Annotated in this window: 19 protein-coding genes; 10 read left to right on the forward strand and 9 right to left on the reverse strand. The window is 71.4% G+C overall.

Annotation, left to right across the window (positions count from 1 at the left end; genetic code table 11):
- Window positions 1-17: 17 nt before the first annotated feature.
- From K3888_RS08830 to K3888_RS08855, 6 genes are all read right to left on the reverse strand, one after another.
- Window positions 18-1,997, reverse strand: coding sequence for an arabinofuranosyltransferase (locus tag K3888_RS08830; protein WP_230929887.1), 1,980 nt, complete (start codon window positions 1,995-1,997; stop codon window positions 18-20).
- Window positions 1,994-3,355 (reverse strand): polysaccharide biosynthesis protein, encoded by a 1,362-nt coding sequence (locus K3888_RS08835; protein ID WP_230929888.1) that lies wholly within the window; start codon window positions 3,353-3,355, stop codon window positions 1,994-1,996. Before K3888_RS08835 ends, K3888_RS08830 begins: the two co-directional genes overlap by 4 nt.
- Window positions 3,333-4,727, reverse strand: coding sequence for a M1 family metallopeptidase (locus K3888_RS08840; protein ID WP_230929889.1), 1,395 nt, complete (start codon window positions 4,725-4,727; stop codon window positions 3,333-3,335). The genes K3888_RS08835 and K3888_RS08840 overlap by 23 nt, the downstream gene beginning before the upstream one ends.
- A gap of 57 nt (window positions 4,728-4,784) precedes the next feature.
- Window positions 4,785-8,633, reverse strand: coding sequence for a Pls/PosA family non-ribosomal peptide synthetase (locus tag K3888_RS08845; protein WP_230929890.1), 3,849 nt, complete (start codon window positions 8,631-8,633; stop codon window positions 4,785-4,787).
- Window positions 8,634-8,709: 76 nt separating this feature from the next.
- The gene (locus tag K3888_RS08850) at window positions 8,710-9,228 is read right to left on the reverse strand and encodes an SRPBCC family protein (protein WP_230929891.1); all 519 of its coding nucleotides are present in this window, start codon (window positions 9,226-9,228) and stop codon (window positions 8,710-8,712) included.
- Between the two features lie 45 nt (window positions 9,229-9,273).
- Window positions 9,274-9,606 (reverse strand): VOC family protein, encoded by a 333-nt coding sequence (locus K3888_RS08855; RefSeq protein WP_230929892.1) that lies wholly within the window; start codon window positions 9,604-9,606, stop codon window positions 9,274-9,276.
- Between the two features lie 99 nt (window positions 9,607-9,705).
- Between K3888_RS08855 and K3888_RS08860 the strand changes: the two genes are divergently transcribed.
- The 4 genes from K3888_RS08860 (at window position 9,706) to K3888_RS08875 (ending at window position 12,368) form a co-directional block, all read left to right on the forward strand.
- Window positions 9,706-10,218 (forward strand): winged helix-turn-helix transcriptional regulator, encoded by a 513-nt coding sequence (locus K3888_RS08860; protein ID WP_230929893.1) that lies wholly within the window; start codon window positions 9,706-9,708, stop codon window positions 10,216-10,218.
- Window positions 10,219-10,291: 73 nt separating this feature from the next.
- Window positions 10,292-11,074 (forward strand): SDR family oxidoreductase, encoded by a 783-nt coding sequence (locus tag K3888_RS08865; protein WP_230929894.1) that lies wholly within the window; start codon window positions 10,292-10,294, stop codon window positions 11,072-11,074.
- A gap of 176 nt (window positions 11,075-11,250) precedes the next feature.
- Entirely contained in the window at window positions 11,251-11,457 is a 207-nt protein-coding gene (locus K3888_RS08870; protein WP_230929895.1) for a PspC domain-containing protein, read from the forward strand.
- Window positions 11,458-11,507: 50 nt separating this feature from the next.
- Window positions 11,508-12,368: a crotonase/enoyl-CoA hydratase family protein gene (locus tag K3888_RS08875; protein WP_230929896.1), complete on the forward strand. Its 861-nt coding sequence runs from the start codon at window positions 11,508-11,510 to the stop codon at window positions 12,366-12,368.
- 196 nt (window positions 12,369-12,564) lie between these two features.
- On the opposite strand, the gene K3888_RS08880 is transcribed toward K3888_RS08875, so the two are convergent.
- The 3 genes from K3888_RS08880 to K3888_RS08890 form a co-directional block, all read right to left on the reverse strand.
- Window positions 12,565-14,964, reverse strand: coding sequence for an MMPL family transporter (locus K3888_RS08880; RefSeq protein ID WP_230929897.1), 2,400 nt, complete (start codon window positions 14,962-14,964; stop codon window positions 12,565-12,567).
- Between the two features lie 15 nt (window positions 14,965-14,979).
- Complete coding sequence (locus tag K3888_RS08885; RefSeq protein ID WP_230929898.1) at window positions 14,980-15,615, reverse strand: TetR/AcrR family transcriptional regulator; 636 nt, start codon at window positions 15,613-15,615, stop codon at window positions 14,980-14,982.
- A gap of 166 nt (window positions 15,616-15,781) precedes the next feature.
- The gene (locus K3888_RS08890) at window positions 15,782-16,294 is read right to left on the reverse strand and encodes an inorganic diphosphatase (protein ID WP_230929899.1); all 513 of its coding nucleotides are present in this window, start codon (window positions 16,292-16,294) and stop codon (window positions 15,782-15,784) included.
- Window positions 16,295-16,416: 122 nt separating this feature from the next.
- Here K3888_RS08890 and dacB point away from each other — a divergent pair, with 122 nt between their 5' ends.
- From dacB to K3888_RS08920, 6 genes are all read left to right on the forward strand, one after another.
- A complete protein-coding gene (gene dacB / locus K3888_RS08895) occupies window positions 16,417-17,874 on the forward strand; it encodes a D-alanyl-D-alanine carboxypeptidase/D-alanyl-D-alanine endopeptidase (protein WP_230929900.1) in 1,458 nt (485 codons plus the stop codon).
- 88 nt (window positions 17,875-17,962) lie between these two features.
- Window positions 17,963-18,979, forward strand: coding sequence for a tRNA lysidine(34) synthetase TilS (tilS, locus tag K3888_RS08900; protein ID WP_230929948.1), 1,017 nt, complete (start codon window positions 17,963-17,965; stop codon window positions 18,977-18,979).
- Window positions 18,980-19,537 carry a hypoxanthine phosphoribosyltransferase gene (gene hpt, locus K3888_RS08905; RefSeq protein WP_230929901.1) on the forward strand — a complete coding sequence of 186 codons (558 nt, stop codon included), beginning with the start codon at window positions 18,980-18,982 and terminating at the stop codon, window positions 19,535-19,537.
- A 355-nt stretch (window positions 19,538-19,892) separates the two neighbouring features.
- Entirely contained in the window at window positions 19,893-21,428 is a 1,536-nt protein-coding gene (locus tag K3888_RS08910; protein ID WP_230929902.1) for an acyl-CoA synthetase, read from the forward strand.
- A 56-nt stretch (window positions 21,429-21,484) separates the two neighbouring features.
- Entirely contained in the window at window positions 21,485-22,396 is a 912-nt protein-coding gene (locus tag K3888_RS08915) for a sigma-70 family RNA polymerase sigma factor (protein ID WP_230929903.1), read from the forward strand.
- Between the two features lie 55 nt (window positions 22,397-22,451).
- Complete coding sequence (locus K3888_RS08920; protein ID WP_230929904.1) at window positions 22,452-22,679, forward strand: hypothetical protein; 228 nt, start codon at window positions 22,452-22,454, stop codon at window positions 22,677-22,679.
- Window positions 22,680-22,703: the final 24 nt, after the last annotated feature.

A 22,703-nucleotide genomic window follows, 5' to 3' on the forward strand; every position in this document is an offset into this window, starting at 1 on the left:
CGTCGCCGACGTGCGACCTATCGCCGCACAATCACGACCCGCGCCCCCACCTCGCGCACGTCGAACAGGCCGGGGTTATCGAACTGGTCCGGACCGAACACGATCTCCTCGCGGGAGTTGTTGTGCTGGAGCGGCATCTGGTTGATCACGGCGGGGAACACCCACCGCTCGGGGGTTTCGCGATCTAGGACCAACACATCGGGGGCGCGGAATTCGCTCGCGTCGAGCTCGGCGGCCAGGTCCACGGCCGATGGGGTCGCCGCCCACTCGCGGATCTCGTCGGTGCGCTCCTCGTACCGCCCGGTGGGGGTCGCATACGCCTGGGCGGGAGCCTGGAACGTGAAGAACGGCCGGTACGAGTACAGCGTGGGGTCGGAGGTCAGCAGCACCAGATCGGAGGGCTCGCGGTCGGACGTCATGTCGTCGATCGCCGTCAGGACGTCCGTGGGTACGCCGGGGGTGTTGCGCGCGACCGCCGCGAACTCGGCGTCCTCCTCGGACACGTGCTGCACCATCTGGACGGCGGCGAGCCCCGCCGCCACGACCACGGCCGCGAGCACCTTGCTATGGGGCAGCCCCGGGACCGCCGCGACGGCCCACCGGGTCAGCGCGAGCGCCCCCACCATCCCGGCGAGGGCCAGGACCAGCGTGAGGGCGGGGATCATACGGAAGGGCAACAGCGTGCTGCCGGCGACGGCCCGCAGCCCGGAGAGCAGGAACCAGCCGAACACGGCCACCGTGATCACGGCCAGACTGCGCGCGAGCACGAGCGCCCGACCCGGTGAGGGCAGCGGCCACGCGGAGGGAGCGGGGTCGTTGTCGTCGTCGGGGCGGGGCTCGTCATGGGCACCGACGCTGACCCGCGCGTGCAGCGCGGCGGCGGACCGATCGGCGCCGGTGGGCCACACGGTGACCACGATCCACACCAGCCCGATCAGGCACAGGACACCCGTGACCGACATCTCGAACATCGGCAGCGGCAGGTTCGCGCCGGACTCGGGCGCGAAGTCGTTGGCGACAGACGCCTCGGTCTCCGCCCCGGTGATCACCGCGACCAGGTAGCGGTGCCAGAACAGGAGCGCGATCGCCGCGGAGATCCCGGCCATCGCGGCGAGCCGGCCGAGGAGGGCGCGGACCACGGCGCGCTCGGAGCGGTGCCACCAGGCGTGGAGGAGAACCACCAGGCCCACGACCAGCGCCGCGAAGCCGGCGATCAGGGTGTAGCCCAACGCCGCGATGCCGAGGTAGACGCCGATCGTCACGACGAGCGGCCACGTCGGCCGGCTGTCCGTCGGCGAGCCCGCGGCCACGGCGATGCGCGCGCTGAGCAGGTAGGTCGCCACCACGACCTGCGGGAACAGGCAGATCAGGATCCACGAATACGGCTCATAGGCGTTGGTGTGGACGCCCACCACGGCGGTCACCAGGCCGAACAGGATCGCCAGGCGGGCCGGGAGCAGCCACCGCCAGGCCACGAACGCGATCGCCCCGGCCACGGCCATCGTGATGATCGCGTACGGCTTGTAGAACTCCCACCCGTCCACGCCGAACATGGCGGCCAGCCGGCCACCCACCCAGAACCACTGGGGCGGATAGAACGGCGCGGCGTCGGCGTAGAACGGGTCGGCCAGCCCTGCGGAATCGGCGAAGCGGGTCACGTAGGCCACGCGGTTGATCTGGTCGCCACCCAGGCCGAACAGGTAGTGGGGGGTGCCGTTGAGCAGCAGCCCCAGGTGGGACGAGGCCAGGAACGACGGGCCCGCCGCACCGAGCAGCCACAGGGTGCGCCGGCCGGTGGCGCGGCGCAGCAGCAGCCAGCCGGCCAGAACGACGAACCCGGCGGAGAGGGCCGCGCGGAACGACTCCGGCAGCCAGCTGGGCTGGGCGAACGGCGGCGCGTTCACCACGAGCAGGGTGAGAACACCCACGGCGGCGGCCACCATCAGCGCGGCGAGCAGCTCGGCCGCACCGCGGACGAGTGGACGGAGGTGGGTCACGTGCGGGCCCCCGGGCGTGAGGAGGTGTCGACGACGACGAGGCCGACCACATGCACCAGTACGCCCACGCCGGGCCCGGCGAGCAGCGCAATGGCAGCGCGCACGTCGAGCGCGCCCGGGGCCAGGGCGAGGAACGCGATTGCTGCGAGAACAGCCACCCACCAGCCCACGTTGTAGAGAAGGTGACGGTCGAAGGCCAGGGCGGCGTTGCCGGTCACCATGAGCGCGGCGGTTCCCACCGAGGCGGCGGTCAGGGCGGCCAGCACGACGCCCGACAGCTCGAACTCGGCGCCGAACAGCACGCGGATCAGCCAGGGCCCGACCAGCCACGCGGCCCCGGCGCCGAGGACGCCGACGGCGGTCACCGCGGCGAGCGGTAGCGCGAGGGCGCGCGGTCCCCGGGAACGACGTTCGACGAAGTAGACGATGATCGCGCTCTGGAAGCTGGTCAGCGGCACGAGCAGGGGAGCGCGGGTGAGGGTGATGGCCAGGATCACCGCACCGAGGAGCGGGGCGGGATCGGTGGGGCGGGCGGTCGCGGTGACGAACAGCGGGAACCCGGTGACCAGCGCCGACGTGCCGGCGGAGGCGAGCATCGCGGTGCCGGTGTTGCGCCAGAACCGGCCGCGGCCCACGTCCACGGCGGAGGCCAGCGCGGCGCGCGTGGTGGGGGAGAGCGCGACGAGGAGGGCCCACGAGATGGCGCCGGCGACGGTGGCGATCGCGAAGCCCAGCCCGGCATCGCCGAGCCACCAGGCGATACCGGCCACGGCCAGGCGCAGCGCCGCATCGACGGTGAGCAGGACCGCGTACAGCCCCCACCTCTCCGAGCCGGACAGGGCGCCGGCGGTGGCCGCCTGGAGGCTGAAGCCGAGGATGCCGACCGCCATGATCGCCACGCCGGCCCCGGAGAACGTCGGCAGGCCGACCGGGGCCCACGCCGGGGTGCTCACGACGACCGCGGCGGCCAGCGCCAGGCCGAGTACGAGGCCGGCGGTCAGCAGCCGGACGCGGGGTCCGGGCGGCGGGAACGCCGGAGACGGACCGTCGATGCTGCCGACGCCGTCGTCGTCGACACCCCCGAGGGGCCCGGTGCCGCCAGCGAGCTGTCGCGCCGATCGCACGGCGCGCGTGGCCTCCTGCATGAGCCCGTTGGCGACGCCGCCGAGGGCGAAGAACGCACCCCAGTAGGTGGCGAACAGCGGATAGTCGGCCGGCCCGAGGGCACGGCCGGCGATGAGCATCACCAGGTACCCCGACGCCGCGGCGAACAGGGTGGCCAGCGTCAGCGCCCGCATCCCGCCCGTGGCCCCCCGAGCGGTCGTGGGCGCCGCCTCAGCGGGATCCGGGGAGGCCATCGGGCATGCCGAGGGTGGGCGGCACGGGCTCGGAGAACAACCAGGCGTTCCACAGGGGGCGCAGGTCCACGGGCGAATGATCGGCGGCCATGTGCAGGAAGTCGTCGGTCGTGACGTTCTTGCCCGAGTACTTGGCCACCCAGGCCCGCAGGAGGTCGAAGAATCGGTCGTCGCCGATCGTCAGCCGCAGCGCGTGCAGGGTCAGGGCGCCGCGCTTGTAGACGCGGTCGTCGAACATGTCCTTCGGGCCGGGGTCGGCCAGGAGGATGTCCTGCGGCGAGTTCTGCAGTTTGGCGTAGTAGCGCAGCGCGTGGCTGCCGGCGTCGGCGCCGCCGGAGAACTCGGTCCACAGCCACTCGGCGTAGCAGGCGAAACCCTCGTGCAGCCAGATGTGCTTCCACTCGGCCGCGGTGACCGCGTTGCCGAACCACTGGTGGGCGAGCTCGTGGGCGATGAGCCGCTCGTCGGCGCCGCCGGACTCGATCGTGTTGCGACCGAACGTCGACATGCCCATGGCCTCGAGCGGGATCTCCAGCTCGTCGTCGGTTACCACGACTTTGTACTCCTCGAAGGGGTACGGCCCGAACAGATCGGTGAATACGTCGATCATCTCGAGCTGCCGGTCGAACGCCACCCGGAAACCGCGCTTGAGGTCGGCGGGCAGGTAGGCGCGGAACGGCACCCGGCCACCGCTGACCTCCACGTGCTCGTACTGGCCGAGGTTGACGGTGACGAGGTACGTGGAGGTGGGGTGGGGGAGGTCGAACTCCCAGGTGGTCATGCTGCCGCTGCGCTTCTTGCCCACGAGTGAGCCGGTCACCACGGCGCGGTACGGCGAGTCGGCCGTGAGCCTGATCCGGAAGGGGGCCTTGGAGGAGGGGTGGTCGTCGCAAGGGAACCAGCTGGCGGCGCCGTTGGGCTGGTTGGCCACCAGGACACCGTCGGTCAGTTCCTCCCAGCCGACCTCGCCCCAGGCGCCGCGGATGGGGCGCGGATTGCCGGAGTAGCGGATGGTCAGCGTGAACGCCGATCCCACCGCGAGCGGCTCGGCAGGGGTGACGGCGAGCTTGCCGCGGGGCCGGCTGTAGCGGGCGACCCGGCCGCGGTCGAGCGTCACCTTGGAGACGTTCAGGTGCGGCGACAGGTCGAGGAGGAGGGAATCCAGGGGCTCGGTGGCGGTGGCTGTGATGACGGCCTCGCCTCGCAGGTTGTTGGAGCTCATCTTGTAGGTGAGGTCCAGTTCGTAGCGGGTCACCCGGTACCCGTGGTTGCCGGCGGACGGTAGGTAGGGGTCGACCGGGTCCGCCCGCGACGGGTTGCGGGGTGCCGCGATCTTGGCTACGAGGTCCTTCTTGACTGCCCTGAGTTCCATGACCTGCGCGAGTCTAGTGGACCCCGCGGCCGGGCCCCCGTCGCCGTTTCTGAGCCCTCAGCCCCGCCACGGTGAGATGGGGTTTCCCTGCCAGCGGGTGCCTGCGGGGATGCGGTCGCCGCGCATCACCAGCGAGGCCGGGCCCACGGTGGAGCCGGCGCCGATGGAGGAGGCGGGCAGGGTCACGCAGTGGGCGCCGAGGGTGGCGCCGGCCTCCAGGTCGACGGTGTCGATCTGCATGATCCGGTCGTGGAACAGGTGGGTCTGGACCACGCAGCCCCGGTTGACGGTGGCGCCGTCGCCGAGGGTGATCAGGTCGGCCTCGGGAAGCCAGTACGACTCACACCAGATGCCGCGGCCGAGGCGCGAGCCGAGGAGACGCAGCATCGCGTTGAGGACCGGCGTGCCGGAGGCGGGGCGCGCCATCCACGGTGCGGCGAGAAGTTCGACGAAGGAATCGGCGACCTCGTTGCGCCAGACGAACGACGACCACAACGGTTGCTCACCGGCGCGGATACGGCCCACGAACAGCCACTTGGCCAGCACCGCGAGCAGCATCGCGACCAGGCCCGCGTAGGCGAGCACGAGCCCGGAGGTCACCGCGGCCACGGCGAAGCCCCACTGCTGGTGGGCGGCCTGCATCAGCACGAGGACACTGCACAGCAGCAGGAACGACATCCAGACGGGGATCAGACGCAACGTCTCCCACGCACCGCGGGCGGCCTTGAGGCGGCGCGGCGGCTGGTAGGTGCGGGCGTCGTCGGTGTCGGTGACGGCACGGGGCAGCTTCTGCGGGGGCGAGCCCAGCCACGATGTGCCCTTCTTCGCCTTCTGCGGGGCGGACGAGAGCACGGCGACCAGGCCGCGGGCGGGCACCTTGCGGCCGGCGGAGGCGATGCCGGAGTTGCCGAGGAATGCCCGCTTGCCGACCTGCGCGTGCTCGAGGCGCATCCAGCCGGACCCCAGCTCGTAGGGGGCGACCATGGTGTCGTCGGCGAGGAACGCCCCGTCGCGCACCGTGGTCAGTGACGGGATGAGCAACACCGTGGACGCCTCGACGTCCTTGCCGATCTTCGCGCCCAGCATCCGCAACCAGATCGGGGTGAGCATGGACGCGTACAGCGGGTACAGCCAGTTGCGGGCGGCGTCCATGATCCGCTCGCTGCACCAGGCCTGCCACGCGGTGCGCGAATGCACGGGGTGGAAGCCCGGCCCCAGCCGGATCGACAGGAGACGGATCGTCACGAGCGTGAACGCGGTGAGGACCGCGAACGCGAGCAGCGCTCCGGGGATCGACCAGAGCGTCGTCTGCAGCGCCAGCCGGGCGAGACTCTCGGCGTCGCGGGATCCCCACGCCACCAGGGCCAGCCCGGCGGTCAGCGCCACGAGCGGCATCCCGCCCAGCACCAGTGCGGAGACCTGGTAGATCAGGCTCCACCCCCGACTGTGCGGGGCGGGCTCGGACGGCCAGCTGGAGCCGCGCTTGCCGCGCTTGAGGGCGGGGGATCCGGCGTAGCGTTTGCCGGCCTTGACGGCGCCGACCACGGCGGACCCGATCTCCACGTGGGCACCGCGGCCGATCGTCGCGCCCGGCAGCAGTGTCGAGCGGGCGCCCACCACGGCGTTCTCACCGATCTCGATAGCGCCGATGTGCACCACGTTGCCGTCGACCCAGTGACCGGCGAGATCGACCTCGGGCTCGATCGAGGCGCCGTCGCCCACGGTGAGCAGGCCCGTGACCGGCGGCAGGGTGTGCATGTCGGCACCGCGGCCGATCGTCGCACCGAGCAGGCGGGCGAAGGTGGTCAGCCAGCCGGCGCCGGCGAGCGACGCCGCGCCCGAGGCCTCCACGAGCCGCTCGGCCGCCCACAGTCGGATGTGTACCGAGCCGCCACGCGGGTGCGCCCCCGGTCGGACCCCGGCCATGAGTACCCGGCACAGACCGGCGGTGACGACCATCCGGCCGACGGGCAACAGCAGGAGCACCGCCATGACCGCCAGCACCCACCACGACACGGGGCGAGCCCAGCTCGCGCCGAGCTCAGCTCCGATGTTGTTCGCCACGCCGAGCCAGGTCAGCCACTGCACGCCGGTCACGGTGAGCAGCGGGAGGGTCGCGAGGACCTGCACGAGCTGCGCCGCACGGCCGACCGGCCGGACGTTGCGGGGCTCGACCTCGGCCTCTGGTTCGAGCCCGTCGAGGAACTCGGCGAAGTCGCCCAGTCGCGAGCGGTCGTAGATATCGCTGACGGTGACGGCCGGGAAGCGCTCACGGACCTTCACCACCACGTGCGCGGCGGCCAGCGAGCCGCCGCCGAGGGCGAAGAAGTCCTCGTCGACGCCGGAGACGTCGGCCCCCAGGGCGGACGACCACAACTCGGCGACCCACGCCTCGGTGCCGTCGAGCTCCGATTCGGCGGCGGAGGTCGCCGCCAGCGGCCAGGGCAGGGCGGCGCGGTCGACCTTGCCGGAGGTGCGGGTCGGCAGCTCGTCGACCAGGGTCAGGCGCGGCACCACGCCGGCCGGCAGGTGCTCGCGCAGGATGCCGGCGGCCTCGGCCAGGTCGAAGCCCGCCGGGTCCCGGGCCACCAGGTAGGCCACGAGCACGGGCTGGCCGGCGTCGGTCTTCTTCACCGCCGCGGCGCCGGCGCTCACCCCGGGAAGGGCCGAGACAGCGGTGTCCACCTCGCCCAACTCCAGGCGACGGCCGCCGATCTTCACCTGGTCGTCGACCCGCCCGTTGAAGTACAGGCCGTCCTCCTCGAGCCGGACCACGTCACCGGAGCGATAGGCGCGCTCCCAGCCCAGGGTCTCCATGGGCGCGTACTTCTCGGCGTCCTTCTCGGGGTCGAGGTAGCGTGCGAGCCCCACTCCGCCGATCACCAGTTCGCCGGACTCGCCGTAGCCCACCGGGTGGCCGTCGTCGTCGACCACGGCCAGGTCCCAGCCGTCCAGCGGCAGGCCGATCGACACCTCGCCGAGCCCGTCCAGCGGCGCGGCGCACGCCACGACGGTGGCCTCGGTGGGGCCGTAGGTGTTCCACACCTCGCGTCCGTCGCCGGACAGTCGCGCCGCCAGTTCCGGCGGGCAGGCCTCGCCGCCGAGGATGACCATGCGGATCTCCGCGAGCATCGAGTTCGGCCACATCGACGCGAGCGTCGGAACGGTGGAGATGACGGTGATGCCGCGGTCGCGGAGCCACGGGCCCAGGTCGAGTCCGGACTTGACGATCGACCGCGGCGCCGGCACCAGGCAGGCGCCGTGGGCCCAGGCCAGCCACATCTCCTCGCACGAGGCGTCGAACGCCACGGACAGCCCGGCCAGGACGCGGTCCCCGGGACCCAGCGGGGCGTCCTGCAGGAAGATCCGGGACTCGGCGTCGACGAACGCGGCGGCGCTGCGGTGCGTCACGGCCACGCCCTTGGGCAGGCCGGTGGTGCCGGAGGTGTAGATGATCCAGCAGTCGTCGTCCCCTGTCGGCGCCCGGCGCAGTGAGGTGTCGACGCGGCGACCCGGGCCGGTGACGACCATGCCCTCGGCCCGGTAGATGGCCGCCACCTGCGCCTGGCCGAACACGAGCTCGGCACGTTCCGGCGGATCCTCCACGTCCACGGGCACGTACGCGGCTCCGGCGGCCAGCGTCGACAGGATCGCCAGGTACAACTCGGCGGTGCCGGAGGGCATGTGGATGCCGACCCGGTCCCCGGCCCCCACGCCCTGCTCGTGCATCCATCGCGCGGAGGCGTGGATCTGCTCCCACACCTGCCCGTAGCTCAGGATCCGGTCTCCGTCGTCGAGGCACGGCGCGTCGGGATGCCGCTCGGCGGCGGCACCGAGGACATCGAGCAGTGTCCTGGGATCCGGGGCGTGTGAGCTGCGGAGATACTGCTCTGGGATGGTGCGCACGTGCGGATGTTATCCCGGCCGGATGAACAGCACGTTGATGGCCGACGGGCGTGCTGCCCCGGGGGCCCCGTGGACGTCAGCGCCCGGCCGTCGGCGCCACCACCGCCTCTTCGAGGGACCGCAGCGACTGCTCGAGGAAATCCGGGCGGAACGGGGGCAGTCCGAACTGTTCGGAGAGCTGTCGGGGCACGGCGCTCCAGTCGTAGGTCAGCTGGACGCGGGTGCCCTCGGCGGTGGGTTCGAGGTCGTAGCGCCATGTCCATCCGCCGGTGCCGAGGACGCCTTCCTGGTCGTACTGGCCGGGCTCCCAGGCGAGGGCGCGGTCCTGCTCGAAGGCGATCACGCGGTTGTGCATCGTGTAGGGCTCACCGTTCTGCGGGAAGCCCATGTTCATGCCGAACACCTGGCCCACGTGGGTGAGGGGCTCCGCGTCGATCGCGTCGCGGACCCAGTCCCCGGGCTCGGTCTGGTGGTGCCGGGTGGGGTCGGCCAGGAGTGCGAATACCTCCGCCGGCGGGGCCGCGACGTGGTGGTCCACCACGAAGCGGTCGGCGGTGGGGTCGTTCGGGTCGTCTCGGTTCGGCTCTGCGGTCATGGTCCTGTCCTCTGCTTCCCGGATGTTCGGTGGGCGGCCGGGATCTCAGTCGCCCACCAGTACGACACGGTTGCCGTCAGGGTCTGCCAGTTGCAGGATGCGTCGTCCGCCACCGGGGCCCGGGCCGTCGTGCCGGATACCGTGTTCGGTCGCTCGTGCAGCGGCGGCGTCGAGATCGGTTTCCTCGATCACCACGGTGGACCCTCCGGCGCGGTCGGGTTCGGACCACACCTGGAGACCGAATCCCTCGCCGGGGTGCCATTCGATCAATCCGTCCATCGGGCGGGCGTCGGGTGCCCGGCCGAAGAGGTCCGAGTACCACCGCTCGGCGACCCGGAGGTCGGAGACGGTGGATTGGGCGAGTATGCCGACGATCATGGCGACTCCCGATCGGTGATTGCTAGTTGCAAGCACATTCAGGAAAACACAGCCGCTAGTAGACTGCAAGCAGTTTTTCCTACGAATCGGGAGGGATCGGTGACGGTCACGCCGCGCTCGGGCTGCCCCATCAACGCCGCGGTCGAGATCCTCGGCGATCGTTGGAGCCTCGTCGTGCTCCGCGACATCATGTTCGGCGACCGCCGCCACTTCCGGACCCTGCAGCGGGAGTCCCTGGAGGGGATCGCCTCCAACATCCTCGCCAGCAGGCTCCGCGACCTCGTGGCGGCGGGTTTGCTCACCCGTGAGGACGTCGGAGCCGGTCGGCGCGCCACCTACAGCCTCACCGAGCCCGCGATCCAGCTCGTGCCCGTCCTGGCCGAGCTGGGCTGGTGGGGCCTGCGTCACCGACCCGGTTCAGCCGCGCTGCAGGTCCGTGCGCGGATCCTCCACGAGGGCGGTCCGCAGTTGTGGCGGGAGTTCCAGGACGAGCTCCGCGAACTCCACCTCGGGATCCCGGTGCCCTCGACCGGCGGCCCGACGGTGCGTGAGAGATTCGAGGCGGAGTACGAGCGGGCGTCGGCCGAGTCCCCCGCCCCGGACGCCGGCTGACCCCGCCCGATCCGTCGACGGGCCTGCGCCGAACCGTCCCCCCGGCGGCCGCCCGGCTGGTTTGATGGCCTGCATGACAGGGCTATTGGCGGACAAGGTCATCGTGATCATCGGCGCAGGTCCCGGCTTCGGCCGGACGCTGGCACTTGAGGCCGCGCGCGAGGGCGCGACGGTCGTGGTGGCGGCGCGGACGCAGGAGCGTCTGGACCAGCTGGCCGACGAGATCACGCAGGTGGGTGGCCGGGCTATCGCGGCCGCGGTCGACGCCACCGACCCGGACTCGGTGCGCGCCCTGCGCGAGACGGTCGAGCAACACACCGACGCGGTCCACGGCCTGGTCAACAGCGCCTTCGCGGTGCCTAGCATGAAGTCGCTGGCGGAGACCGAGCACGACCAGATCACCCGCGGCATCGACCTGTCCGTGATGGGGGCTCTACGCGCCACGCAGGAGTTCACACCGCTTCTCGAGACCGGGGACGGCTCCGTGGTGATGATGGCCTCGGCCGTCATCCACCACTCCCGCGAGCGCTACGCGGGCTACAAGATCGCCAAGACCGCGCTGGTCGCCCTGGGTCACTCGATGGCCACGGAACTCGGCCCGCGCGGCATCCGCGTCAACACGGTCGCACCGGGCTACATCTACGGCGACACCCTCAAGGCCTATTTCGAGCACCTGGCCGGCAAGTACGGGGGTTCGGTCGAGGACGTCTACCAGCACACGGCCGCCAAGATGGACCTGCGCCGCCTGCCGACCGAGCGCGAGATCGTGGACCCGGTCCTGTTCCTGCTCTCCGACCGGGCCTCGGCGGTCACCGGCCAGACCCTCACCGTCGACTGCGGCGAGTTCCACACCTGACGAACTCCGGGCCGGGAACCGGGCGACCCCGAACCGGGATCAGGGTCGGAAATCCGGGTTCGTCCCCGATGTGGTGCGGGCGCGACGGGAGGACAGTGGGAGTCACCGGGGGAGAGATCCCCGGCCCACCACCCCCACGAGGACGACGACACCGCCGTCCACAAGGAGTTCCAGTCATGACCAGCTTTCCCACTTCCCAGCCGAAGCGTCTGGCCCGGTCCGAGGACCGTTGGATCGGCGGTGTGGCCGGTGGCCTGGCGAACTACTTCGGGCTCGATCCGGCACTGGTCCGCGTCCTGTTCGTGGCATCGCTGCTGCTTCCCGGCCCGCAGGTGCTCATCTACGTGATCCTCTGGTTCGTCATGCCGAATTCCGGAGCCTGATCCGGTACTGCCGGGGGCCGGGGCGGCAGGGGCATGGCAGTCTCTAGGCCATGAGCGATTCCGACACCACCACCCCCGGCGAGTACGCCTCGGTCCGCATCGAGAAGGGGACCCGGCACCCGCACGTCGCCCAGGTCACCCTGATCGGCCCGGGACGCAACAATGGCATGGGCCCGGACTTCTGGGCCGAGATGCCCCGCGTGATGGCCGAGCTCGACGCGGACCCCGAGATCCGTGCCGCCGTCATCGCGGGCGACGGCCGTAACTTCTCCTACGGCCTCGACCTCATGGCGATGATGCCGCAGTTCATGGAGTTCCTGCCCCGGGACAAGGCCCCGGACGCCTCGCGCAACGAGCGGATCCTCGACTTCGTGGAGACGATGCGTCAGGCCATCGACTCGGTGGCCGCGGCCCGGACGCCGACCATCGCGGCGGTCCAGGGTCGCTGCATCGGCGGCGCGATGGACCTCATCTCGGCGTGCGATGTGCGGCACGGCTCGGCGGACTCGTCGTACTCGGTTCGCGAGGTCAAGGTCGGGATCGTCGCCGACATGGGCTCACTCGGCCGCCTGCCCTACATCATCGGTGCGGGCCTGACCCGTGAGCTTGCGCTGACCGGCCGCGACATCGACGCCGAGACCGCACTGCGCTACGGACTCATCACCAACGTCGCCGACGACGCCGCGGGCGTGCTCGACTCCGCGCACGCGACCGCCGCCGAGATCGCGGACAATCCGCCGCTCGTCGTGCGCGGCACGCGCGAGGTGTTGAACCGCGCGACCGAGGGCCCGATCCGCGAGTCCAACCGCTACGTCGCCACCTGGAACGCGGGCTTCCTGGCCTCCGCGGACATGATGGAGGCCGTCAGCGCCGCGCTCGAGAAGCGCGACGCCACCTACACCGGCCGCTGAGCGCGCCCGCACGCCGCGCACCCGCGCGCCCGCACGCTGCGCACCCGCACGCCGCGCACCCACCTGCACAAACGAGAAGAGGGTTTCGCGCATCTGCTCTCGGGCGGGATGTGCGGAATGCTCTTCCCGTTCGTGGAGGGGGCCTGTGCGAGACGGGCCGGGCCGCGGCGGGCGGGGCCCACCCCGGCCGGCGCGGTCAGCCGACGCTGACCGTCTCCCGCTCGTCCGCGGCGGCGGGGGTGGCCCCCGGCGCCTCGACGGCGAGGTTCTCGCCCTCGATGTCCACCTTCGGCAGGATCTTCTCCAGCCAACCGGGCAGCCACCACGCCTTGTCGCCGATGAGGTACATCAGCGACGGCATGATCACCATGCGCACCACGAAGGCATCGAAGAACACGGCCGCGGCGAGCGCGAAGCCCATGGTCTTGATGAAGGCCATGTCCATGAGGATGAACCCGCCGAACACGCTGATCATGATCACCGCGGCGGCACTGACCACGCGGGCGCCGTACTTGTAACCGTGCACCACGGCGTCGCTGGCGGATTCGCCGTGGGTGTACGACTCGCGCATCCGGGAGACCAGGAACACCTGGTAGTCCATGGCCAGGCCGAAGACCAGGCCGATGAGGATGATCGGCAGGAAGCTGATGATCGGGGTGCCCTCGACCAGCCCGAGCCAGCCCCACTGGAAGATCGCGACGGTCGCGCCGAGCGTGGCCAGGACGGACAGCAGGAAGCCCAGCGCGGCGGTCAATGGCACGACGATCGAGCGGAACACCACCATGAGCAGCAGGAACGCCAGGGTCACGACGATCGCGAGGTACGGGATGAGCGCGTCGAACAGCCGCTCGGACACGTCCGCCTGGATGGCGGTGATGCCGGTGATGCCGTAGTTCGCGCCCGTCTCGGCCGTGTAGGCGTCGGCGTGGTCGCGCATCGCGTGGAGGAGGTTCTCGGTGGCCTCGTCGGTGGGGCCGGTCGAGGGGGTCACCAGCAGCTGCGCGGTGTCGGCGCTCAGCGGGTCGGCGGGATCGCCGTTGGTCATGACGACCTGGGCGTTGACCACGCCCTCCATGTCGCGGAAGTCGGCGGCGGCCGTCTGGAAGGCGGGCATCCGCTCCTCGGCGGGGATGTCGGTGGCGTCGACGATCGCGAGCAGCGGTGCGTTGGCGCCGGGGCCGAAGCCGCGCTCGAGGAGGTCCGAGGCGTCGCGGGCGGGGGTGCCCTGCTCCATGGTGGTGTCCGACGGCAGCGCCAGACGCATGGAGCCGACCGGGATGGCGAGCAGTGCGAGGATCACGACACCACCGGCCAGGCCGATCCACGGCTTGTCGCGCATGGCCTTGGCGAAGCGCTCGCCGGTGGTGTTGACGCCCTCGTCCTCCGGGTCCGGCGCGGTGATCTTCGGCAGGCGTCCGGCGAAGACCTTGCCCTTGAGCGCGCCGAACAGCGCGGGCAGGAGGGTCAGGGCGATGAGGACGGAGACCACGACGGCGCCGGCCGCGGCCAGGGCCATCACGGACAGGAAGGGGATGCCCACCACCGTGAGGGCGACGAGCGCGATGAACACGGTGAGCCCGGCGAACACGACCGCGGAGCCCGCGGTGCCGACCGCGCGGCCGGCGGCGTGTGCCCGGTCGTCGGTGAGTCGGATCTCGTGCTTGTACCGGCTGGCGATGAACAGGGAGTAATCGATCGCCACTGCCAGGCCGAGCATGGTGGCCAGGATCGGCGTCATGTCGTTGACCTCGACCGTGCCCGACAGGGCGTGGACCGAGAGCACGGCGATTCCGACGCCGACGATCGCGGTGACGATGGGCAGGCCGGCGGCGACGATCGAGCCGAAGGTGATGGCCAGGACGATGAGGGCCACGACGATGCCGATGATCTCGGAGGTGAACCCGATGGCGCCCATGTCCTGGGCGGCGGGGCCGTTGTAGGCGACCTCGAGGCCGAGCGCCTCACCGGCGTCGGTGACGTCGGTCAGCGACTGGCGCTGCTCGTCGGTCATGTCGACGGCGCTGGGGGTGATCTCCGTGTCGAAGCCGGCCTGGACCTTGTAGACGGACTCGTCCGCGGACAGGGGTGAGACCGTGGCGGCGTCCGTCTCGGCCTGCGCCGGGTCGCCGCCGGCGGCGGTGGTCTGCTCGATCAGGCCCGCGGACTGCGCCTGCACGGCGGTGAGCCACGGCTGGTCGCCGGGCGCGCCGGCCGCGAGTGCCTCGGCGGGCAGGCCCAGCGTGCCGACGGCCTCGGGCGCGGCGAGCCCGGGGATGTCACGGATGGAGTCGAGGACCTCCGCGACCTTCTCCTGGTTCTCCGGGGTGGTCAGCGGGCTCGAGTCCGGCGTCGCGATGACCATGGTGAAGGTCGGTGCCGTCTGCGGGTCCTCGCCGGAGTCGCTGGCGAAGCGCTCGGTGAGCAGCGTCTGCGCCCGCTCGGACGGGATTCCGGGGATGGTGAACGAGCTGGATGCGGGGGCGGAGAACGCCGCCGCGAGCCCGCCGACCACGGCGAGGAGGCCGATCCAGGAGGCCAGGACGATGTACCAGCGCCGGTACGAGGCCCGCCCGATGCGGTAGAGGAAGGAAGCCATGTGCTCTGGTTTCTCCTAGTCGGTGTGGTGTGGGTCGGTGGGGACTGCGACGAGTAGGGGCAGCGCCGAGAACACCTCGTCGAGCAGGTCGTCCTGGGTGCGTCCGGCGAAGTCGGGGGAGGCGTGCATCCGGATCACCGTGACGGCCAGCGTGAAGGTGATCTCGGCTACGACGTGCGGGACAGCCGAGACGGCGGGGTCCAGACCGAGCCGCCGGGCCACCTCCTCGACGCCGGTGACCAGCACCTCGGGATGGTTGTCCTGCAGGTGTCTGCGCAGGTCCGGGTTGGATTCGACGGCGTCGATGAGCACGCTGAGGACGGCCACATCAGAGCGATACCTGTCCAGCATCGCGCGCCACGCATCACGGAGGGCGTCCGCGCAGCTCACCTCGTCGGGCTGGGCCCGGAGCTCGGCGTGGTACTCCTCGACCAGGTTCGCCGCCAGGTTCGCCAGCGCCGCGGCCTTGCCGGGGAAGTAGTTGTGGAACGTCCGCACCGAGACGCCTGCGGCCTGCGCGATCGCCTCGACGGTGGTGGCCTCATAGCCCCTGGTGCTGACGAGGTCGAGGGCGGCGGCGGACAGCGCGGAACGAGTCTGTGCCTTCTTCGCTTCACGCAGCCCGCGGGGCTTGAGACAGTCGGGGGTCACCCGGCCCACCGTACGGATCATGCACGGCCATGCAAAGTTGCAGGCCGCTGAAATTTGCGTGATTCTCATCACCGTGATCGAGGGCACACCGTCGCGCCCACGACCCGCCGGATACGGGTCAGGCCCGGCACCACGTGGGTGCCGGGCCTGACGAGAGGCGCCTGGATCAGCCGCGGAAGGGCTCGGCCTTCTCCTCGGGGTGCTTCTTGAAGTTCTCGACGCCCTCCACGACGAGCTTCTCGCCCCAGGCCTTGTCCTTCCACTCGCCGGGCGTGACGTGCTTACCGGGTTCGAGGTCCTTGTAGTGGAGGAAGAAGTGCTCGATGGCCTTGAGCTCGAAATCCGGCACGTCGTCGACGTCCTGGATGTGCTCCCAGCGTGGGTCCAGCGCGGGGACGCAGAGCAGCTTGTCGTCGCCGCCGGCCTCGTCCGACATGGTGTAGACGGCCACCACGCGGGAGTTGACGATGACGCCGGGGAAGACGGACTCGTCGAGCAGCACCAGGGCGTCGCACGGGTCACCGTCGTCGGCGAGGGTCTCGTCGATGTAGCCGTAGTCGGCCGGGTATCCCATCGAGGTGAACAGGAAGCGATCGAGGTAGATCTTCCCGGTCTCGTGGTGGATCTCGTACTTGTTGCGCGAGCCCTTGGGGATCTCGATGGTCACTTCGACGGTCACTGTCGTACCTCGCTGAATCGGCGTTCGTTACCTTCCGGGACCGGCGCCCGGGGAATCCGGGGTGATTCTAGTAGGCGGCCCGGCGCCGGGGGTGGTCGGCGTCACGAGGGCCGCTAGCGTAGGTGGTTGCAGACGACGCCGCGGTCGACGGCGTCGCTGAGTCAATCAAGACGTTCTGGGGGTGGTCCGTGACCGAGCGGGGTGTGTGGCGCGGGCGCTCGACCGCGTGGCGGATCGGTGTATCCGTGCTGGTCCTGGTGGTTCTCGTGGCCGCCGTGGTGGTCGCGGCACTGTTGACGGAGGTCGACGACGGCGACGCCGCGGCCCACGAGCCGCCGGCCTCTGCCGCCGGACCGTCCCCGGGCCTGCTCCCGGCGGGCGACTCGGCCCCGATGCCCGATCCGGCCGTGCTCGCCCGGGTGCTGGCCCCGTTGGCGGACTCCCCGGCCGTGGGCGACCTCACGGGCAGTGTCGTCGACGACGTGAGCGGGCAGGTGCTGTGGGAGCGCGACCCGGACGCGCCCAGGGTTCCGGCCTCCACGACCAAGCTGCTCACCGCCCTGGCCGCCCTCACGCAGCTGCCCGCCGACGCGCGCGTGGACACCGTGCTGGCGAGCGGGACCGAGCCGGGCACGCTCGTGGTGATCCCCGGCGGCGACCCGACGATGTCCCGGGGCGCCGAGTCGGGCCCGTTGTTCCCGGGTTCGGCCACGGTCACCCAGGCCGCGGACATCGTGCGGGCCTCGGACCTGGCTCCCGCCCGCATCATCGTGGCGCCCGGGCCGTACACCGGGCGGGCGCTGGGGCCGGGCTGGTCGCCGGGCGAGATCGCGGCCGGCAACCTGGCCCCGATCGAGCCGTGGATGCTCGACGGCGGTCGCATGGACCCGGCCGACGACTACTCGCCCCGCTACGCGCAGCCGGCGCTCGCGGCGGGCCGGATCCTCGCCCGACAGCTCGGCGTGGATCCGGAGACGGTGCGGGTGTCCGCGGAGCCGGTCGAGACGACCGGCGAGATCGGGCGGGTCTCGTCGGCCGAGCTGGTCGAGCGGGTGCGCTCGATGCTCGTCCACTCGGACAACGTGCTGGCCGAGGCGGTCTGCCGCGAGGTGGCGCTGGCCCGCAATCCGGACAAGCCGGCCGACTTCGCCGCCGGGACCTCCGCCGTGATCGACACCCTGGCCGAGCGGGGCCTGGACATGACGGGAGTGAAGCTGGACGACTGCTCCGGCATGAGCTCGGGGAACCGCATCCCGGCGGCTGTGCTGACCGACGTGCTGCGTACCGCCTCGAGTCCGGACGCGACCCGCGAGATGCGCGACCTGCTCGACACCTTGCCGGTGGCCGCGGGCTCGGGCACCCTGGCCGACCGCTTCTCCGGCCCCTCGGGCGCGGGCGCCGGCTGGGTCCGCGCCAAGACGGGCACTCTCAGCGGCACCAGCGCCCTGGCCGGCACCGTCACCGACGTCGACGGCCGCTCGATGAGCTTCGCGCTGCTGTCCTCGGGCACCGACCCCGCCGACGCGCGCCCGATGCTGGATCGAATCGCTGCGGAGCTACGGAACTGTGGCTGCCGCTGACGGACGCCGGGCCGACGCCGCGCGGGCCGGCGCTTCAAGGACCGACGCCGCGCGGGCCGGTGCTGCCTGGACCGGCGCCGCCTGGACCGTGCGCGCGGCCGTCCGGGCGTTCCGCCGCGACCACCTCGAGGTCGGCGACGCGGTGTGTGTGGGCCTGTCCGGCGGCGCCGACTCGCTGGCCCTACTCGCCGCCGCCGTCGCCGAGTTCGACGAGGTCACGGCCCTGATCGTCGACCACGGTCTGCAGCCGGGATCGGCGCAGGTCGCCCGCGATGCGGCCGACACCGCGCGGGTGATCGGGGCCGGGGTGGAGGTGCTCGTCGTCGTCGTCGACCCGGACGGCTCCGGCCCCGAGGCCGCCGCCCGCACCGCCCGCTACTCCGCGCTCGACGCCGCGCGCGGCGGCCGCGCCGTCCTGCTCGCGCACACACTCGACGACCAGGCGGAGACCGTTCTGCTCGGTCTCGGGCGCGGCTCCGGCGCGCGCTCGCTGCGCGGCATGGCCGCCTGGGATGCGCCGTGGGCCCGCCCGCTGCTCGGCGTGCGCGCCGCCGACACCCGCGCCGCCTGCCGCAACCTCGACCTGACCTTGTGGGATGACCCGCACAACACCGACCCCTCGTACACGCGCGTCCGCCTGCGCCACGAGGTCCTCCCGCTGCTCGAGGACGTGCTGTCCGGCGGCGCCGCGGAGGGACTGGCGCGCACCGCCGAGCTGCTGCGGGTCGACGACGACGAGCTCGACCGCCTCGCCGCCGCCGTACCCGTCGACCCGGACGGCGGACTGGACGTGCGCCGGCTCGAGCGGTTGCCGGCCGCGGTGCTGACCCGGGTGATCCGGCGCTGGCTGATCGCCGGGGGAGTGGGGTCGCCGACGTACGCGCACGTGACGGGCGTGGCGGCGCTGGTGACCGACTGGCGCGGGCAGGGCGGCGTGGCCGTCGGCGGGGCCGCCGCGCGCGGGCGTGACGGTGTGGACATCGACGGCGGTTCGGCCGACCGTGGCAGCGGCTCCGACGGGAGCCGGGTGACCAGGTTGGTCGCCCGGCGTCGGCATGGAAAGGTGGTCCTGGAGATCGACCGGGCGAGCGGAGCGGGGAGCTAGATGACGACGGACAAGTACGCGGACGAGATCGAATCCGTCCTGCTGAGCGAGGATGCCATCCAGGCGCGGATCGCCGAGATGGCCGCCGCGGTCGGGGAGAAGTACGCGGACGTCGAGAAGGAGGTCGTGCTGATCGCCGTGCTCAAGGGCGCCGCGATCTTCGTCTCGGACTTCGCCCGCGCGCTGACGATCCCGTCCGAGATGGAGTTCATGGCCGTCAGCTCGTACGGTTCGTCGACCAGCTCCTCCGGCGTAGTGCGGATCCTCAAGGACCTCGACCGAGACATCGCCGACCGCGACGTGATCATCGTCGAGGACATCATCGACTCCGGCCTGACCCTGTCGTGGCTGATGCGCAACCTCCGGACCCGGAACCCGCGCTCGATCGAGATAGTCACCCTGCTGCGCAAGCCCGACGCGGTGAAGGCCGACCTGGACATCCTGGAGATCGGCTTCGATATCCCCAACGAGTTCGTCGTGGGCTACGGCCTCGACTTCGCCGAGCGGTACCGTGACCTGCCGTACATCGGCCGGCTGCACCCGCGCATGTACTCCTGAGGCGCGGGCCGGCCGCCCCCGCGTCGCCACGCCCGCCCAGGCCCCGCGCCGCCGCGCGCGCCCGCCCGGGCCCCGCGCCGCCCGGCCCGCCGCGACTGTATGCCCGCCGGTTGCAAGACATCCGCGGCCAGTTGCAAGACATCAAGTGCGGAAACCGGCCTCGAATCGCACCTGGTGTCTTGCAGATTGAAGTCCATGTCTTGCAACCGGGCACCTGCCGCCCAGGCCTGGGACTGACGCTGCGCTCGTGGCTCCACTGAGTATCTCGCCGCGGCCGAGGACAGCGTTCCGCATCTAGTTGGACCGTGGTCCGAAAACGGTGATCCGGATCACATGTCGAATATATGCTGGCGACATGTTCCCCGGATCCTTCGCCGCCACCACTCCCGACAAGCCCGCCGTGATCCGCCCCGCGACGGGCGAGCAGATCACCTACGCGCAGCTCGAGGCCCGATCGGCCCAGCTCGCCCACCTGCTGGTCGACGACTGGGGCCTGCGTCCCGGGGACACGATCGCGGTGGTCTCGGACAACACCCTCGAGATGGTCGAGATCTACTGGGGCGCGTTGCGGTCCGGGCTCTACATCGCGGCCATCAACCACCACCTCACGCCGGATGAGTCGTCCTACATCATCGGCGACTGCGGGGCACGGGCGCTGTTCGTCTCCGCCCCGGTGGCCGACCACGTGGACCTGTCCGCGGATGCGAATCCGAACGTTGCGCACCGGGTGGTGTTCGGGGGCGCACTGGACGGCTTCGAGGACTACCGCACGCTGCTCGAGAGCCAGCCCACCGAGGCGCCCGCAGACCAGCCCCGCGGTCACGACTTCCTCTACTCCTCCGGCACAACCGGCCGACCCAAGGGCGTGCGCGTCGACCCGCCGGAGGGGCAGATCGACGAGGTGCCGGACTACTACACGCCGATCTTCAGCTTCCTCTACGCCTTCGACGCGGACAGTGTCTACCTGTGCCCGGCGCCGCTCTACCACGCCGCACCGCTGCGGTTCTGCGGCGTCGTCAACTCGGTCGGCGGCACCGTGATCCTCATGGACCGCTTCGACGCCGAGGACGCGCTGCGGCTCATCGAGGAGTACCGGGTCACGCATTCGCAGTGGGTGCCCACGATGTTCGTGCGGATGCTCAAGCTGCCCGAGGAGGTGCGCACCCGCCACGACCTGTCGAGCCTGACGCACGCCATTCACGCCGCCGCGCCGTGCCCGCCCGAGGTCAAGCGACGCATGATCGAGTGGTGGGGCCCGGTGATCCACGAGTACTACTCGGCCACCGAGGGGATGGGCATCACGTTCATCAACTCCCAGGAGGCGCTCGAGCGGCCGGGGTCGGTGGGTAAGGACGGGCTCAAGGGGATCGCCCATGTCTGCGACGACGACGGCAACGAGCTCCCGACCGGCGAGATCGGTACCATCTACTGGCAGAACGACGAGAAGTCCTTCTCCTACCACGGCGACGAGGAGAAGACGGCGTCCGTCCGGCACCCGGACCACCCCACCTGGGCTACGTTCGGCGACGTGGGCTACCTCGATGAGGACCGCTTCCTCTACCTGACCGACCGCAAGGCGTTCACCATCATCTCGGGCGGCGTGAACATCTACCCGCAGGAGATCGAGAACGCGCTCGTCCTGCACCCGGCGGTGGACGACGTCGCGGTGATCGGCCTGCCCGACGAGGAGATGGGTGAGCGGGTCCACGCGGTGGTGGTGGCGGCCGAGGGGCAGGAGCCCGGCCCGGCGCTGGCCGAGGAGATCCTCGGCGCGCTGCGCGGCACGATCTCCGATTTCAAGCTGCCCCGCGGCCTGGACTTCGTCGACGAACTGCCGCGCACGCCCACGGGCAAGCTGGTCAAGCGGCGGATCGTGCAGCAGTACGCGTAGAACGTGATGCGCTGATCGGCGTCCCACCAGCCGGCCGGTCTTCTAGGATCACCGGGGTGGACCGGGATCGGGTACTGGAGTTCTTCACCGCCGACCGGCCGCGGCTGGTCCGGCTCGCGGCCCGGATCCTCGCCGATCCCGCCGAGGCCGAAGACATCGTCCAGCAGGCGTGGCTCCGGCTCGACCGTGCAGACACCTCAGCCATCGATTCGCCGGGCGCGTGGCTGACCACCGTCGTCACGAGGCTCTGCCTCGACCGGCTCAAGGCCCGGGTCCCGGTGCCGGTCGCGGACGACACCGGCGATGGCCGCGCCGCCGTCTCGCCGGTCGACCCGGTCGACGACGTGGTGCTCGTCGACTCCGTGGGTGCCGCGTTGCATGTGGTGGTGGATCGCCTGTCCCCGACGGAGCGGGTGGCGTTCGTGCTCCACGATTCGTTCGGGGTCGAATTCGCCGCGATCGCCGAGATCCTCGACTGCACCCCGGCGACCGCCCGCAAGCTGGCCTCCCGGGCGCGCGCCCGGGTCGGCGGGGGGCGGGGCCCGGGCGCCGACACGACGGGCGGGTCGGAGTGTTCGGCGGACGCCGCGGTGGTCGACGCCTTCCTCGCCGCCGCGCGCCACGGCGAGTTCGCCCGGCTGGTGAGCCTGCTCGCGCCGGACGTCGTGGTAGTCGGCGACCCCGTCGCGGTGGGGATCGGTTCCCCGGAGCGCATCGAGGGTCGGGACGCCGTCGCGGAGTTCTTCAACGGCGCCGCCGCGGCGGCGCTGCCGGTGCACGTCGACGATCGCCCCGGTGCGGCGTGGTTCGACCGCGGCGCCGCCCGGGTGGCGTTCGACTTCCTGGTCGCGGACGGGGTCGTGAGCCGGATCGATTTCCGGGCCGAGGAGCGCGTCCTGCAGGGAGTGCGTCGACGTCGACGCACCGGCCCGGTCACATCCGGTGCGCCGGAGTCGTCAGAGGAATAGGGCACGCGGACGGTCCGCGGCCACGACCCGAGAGGGATGATTCATCGTGAAGACCATGACCTGCACGGACCTGGGCGGACCCTGCGACCTCGCCCACCACGGCGAGACCGCCGACGACGTGATCAACGCCCAGGACGCCCACCTCAAGGAACGCGTCAAGGCCGGCGACGAGGCCCACGTGCCCGCGCGCAAGGAGATGAAGGGGCGCTGGCTGCGGCCCCGCCAGTCTCTGGGTTGGTACAACGACGTCAAGGCGCGCTTCGCCGAGCTGCCGGAGGACTGAGCCGCGCCGGTCGATGCCCGCGGC

Origin of the sequence: Dietzia aurantiaca (assembly GCF_021033825.1) — a bacterium.
Taxonomy (GTDB): domain Bacteria; phylum Actinomycetota; class Actinomycetes; order Mycobacteriales; family Mycobacteriaceae; genus Dietzia; species Dietzia aurantiaca.

Excerpts from the sequence above, each read along its gene's own strand:
- K3888_RS08875 (WP_230929896.1), top strand. The coding sequence starts at position 11,508 with ATGAGCGATTCCGACACCACCACCCCCGGCGAGTACGCCTCGGTCCGC.
- K3888_RS08840 (WP_230929889.1), bottom strand. The coding sequence starts at position 4,727 with ATGGAACTCAGGGCAGTCAAGAAGGACCTCGTAGCCAAGATCGCGGCA.
- hpt (WP_230929901.1), top strand. The coding sequence starts at position 18,980 with ATGACGACGGACAAGTACGCGGACGAGATCGAATCCGTCCTGCTGAGC.
- K3888_RS08880 (WP_230929897.1), bottom strand. The coding sequence starts at position 14,964 with ATGGCTTCCTTCCTCTACCGCATCGGGCGGGCCTCGTACCGGCGCTGG.
- K3888_RS08865 (WP_230929894.1), top strand. The coding sequence starts at position 10,292 with ATGACAGGGCTATTGGCGGACAAGGTCATCGTGATCATCGGCGCAGGT.
- K3888_RS08920 (WP_230929904.1), top strand. The coding sequence starts at position 22,452 with ATGACCTGCACGGACCTGGGCGGACCCTGCGACCTCGCCCACCACGGC.
- K3888_RS08850 (WP_230929891.1), bottom strand. The coding sequence starts at position 9,228 with ATGACCGCAGAGCCGAACCGAGACGACCCGAACGACCCCACCGCCGAC.
- K3888_RS08835 (WP_230929888.1), bottom strand. The coding sequence starts at position 3,355 with ATGGCCTCCCCGGATCCCGCTGAGGCGGCGCCCACGACCGCTCGGGGG.
- K3888_RS08855 (WP_230929892.1), bottom strand. The coding sequence starts at position 9,606 with ATGATCGTCGGCATACTCGCCCAATCCACCGTCTCCGACCTCCGGGTC.
- K3888_RS08870 (WP_230929895.1), top strand. The coding sequence starts at position 11,251 with ATGACCAGCTTTCCCACTTCCCAGCCGAAGCGTCTGGCCCGGTCCGAG.
- K3888_RS08910 (WP_230929902.1), top strand. The coding sequence starts at position 19,893 with ATGTTCCCCGGATCCTTCGCCGCCACCACTCCCGACAAGCCCGCCGTG.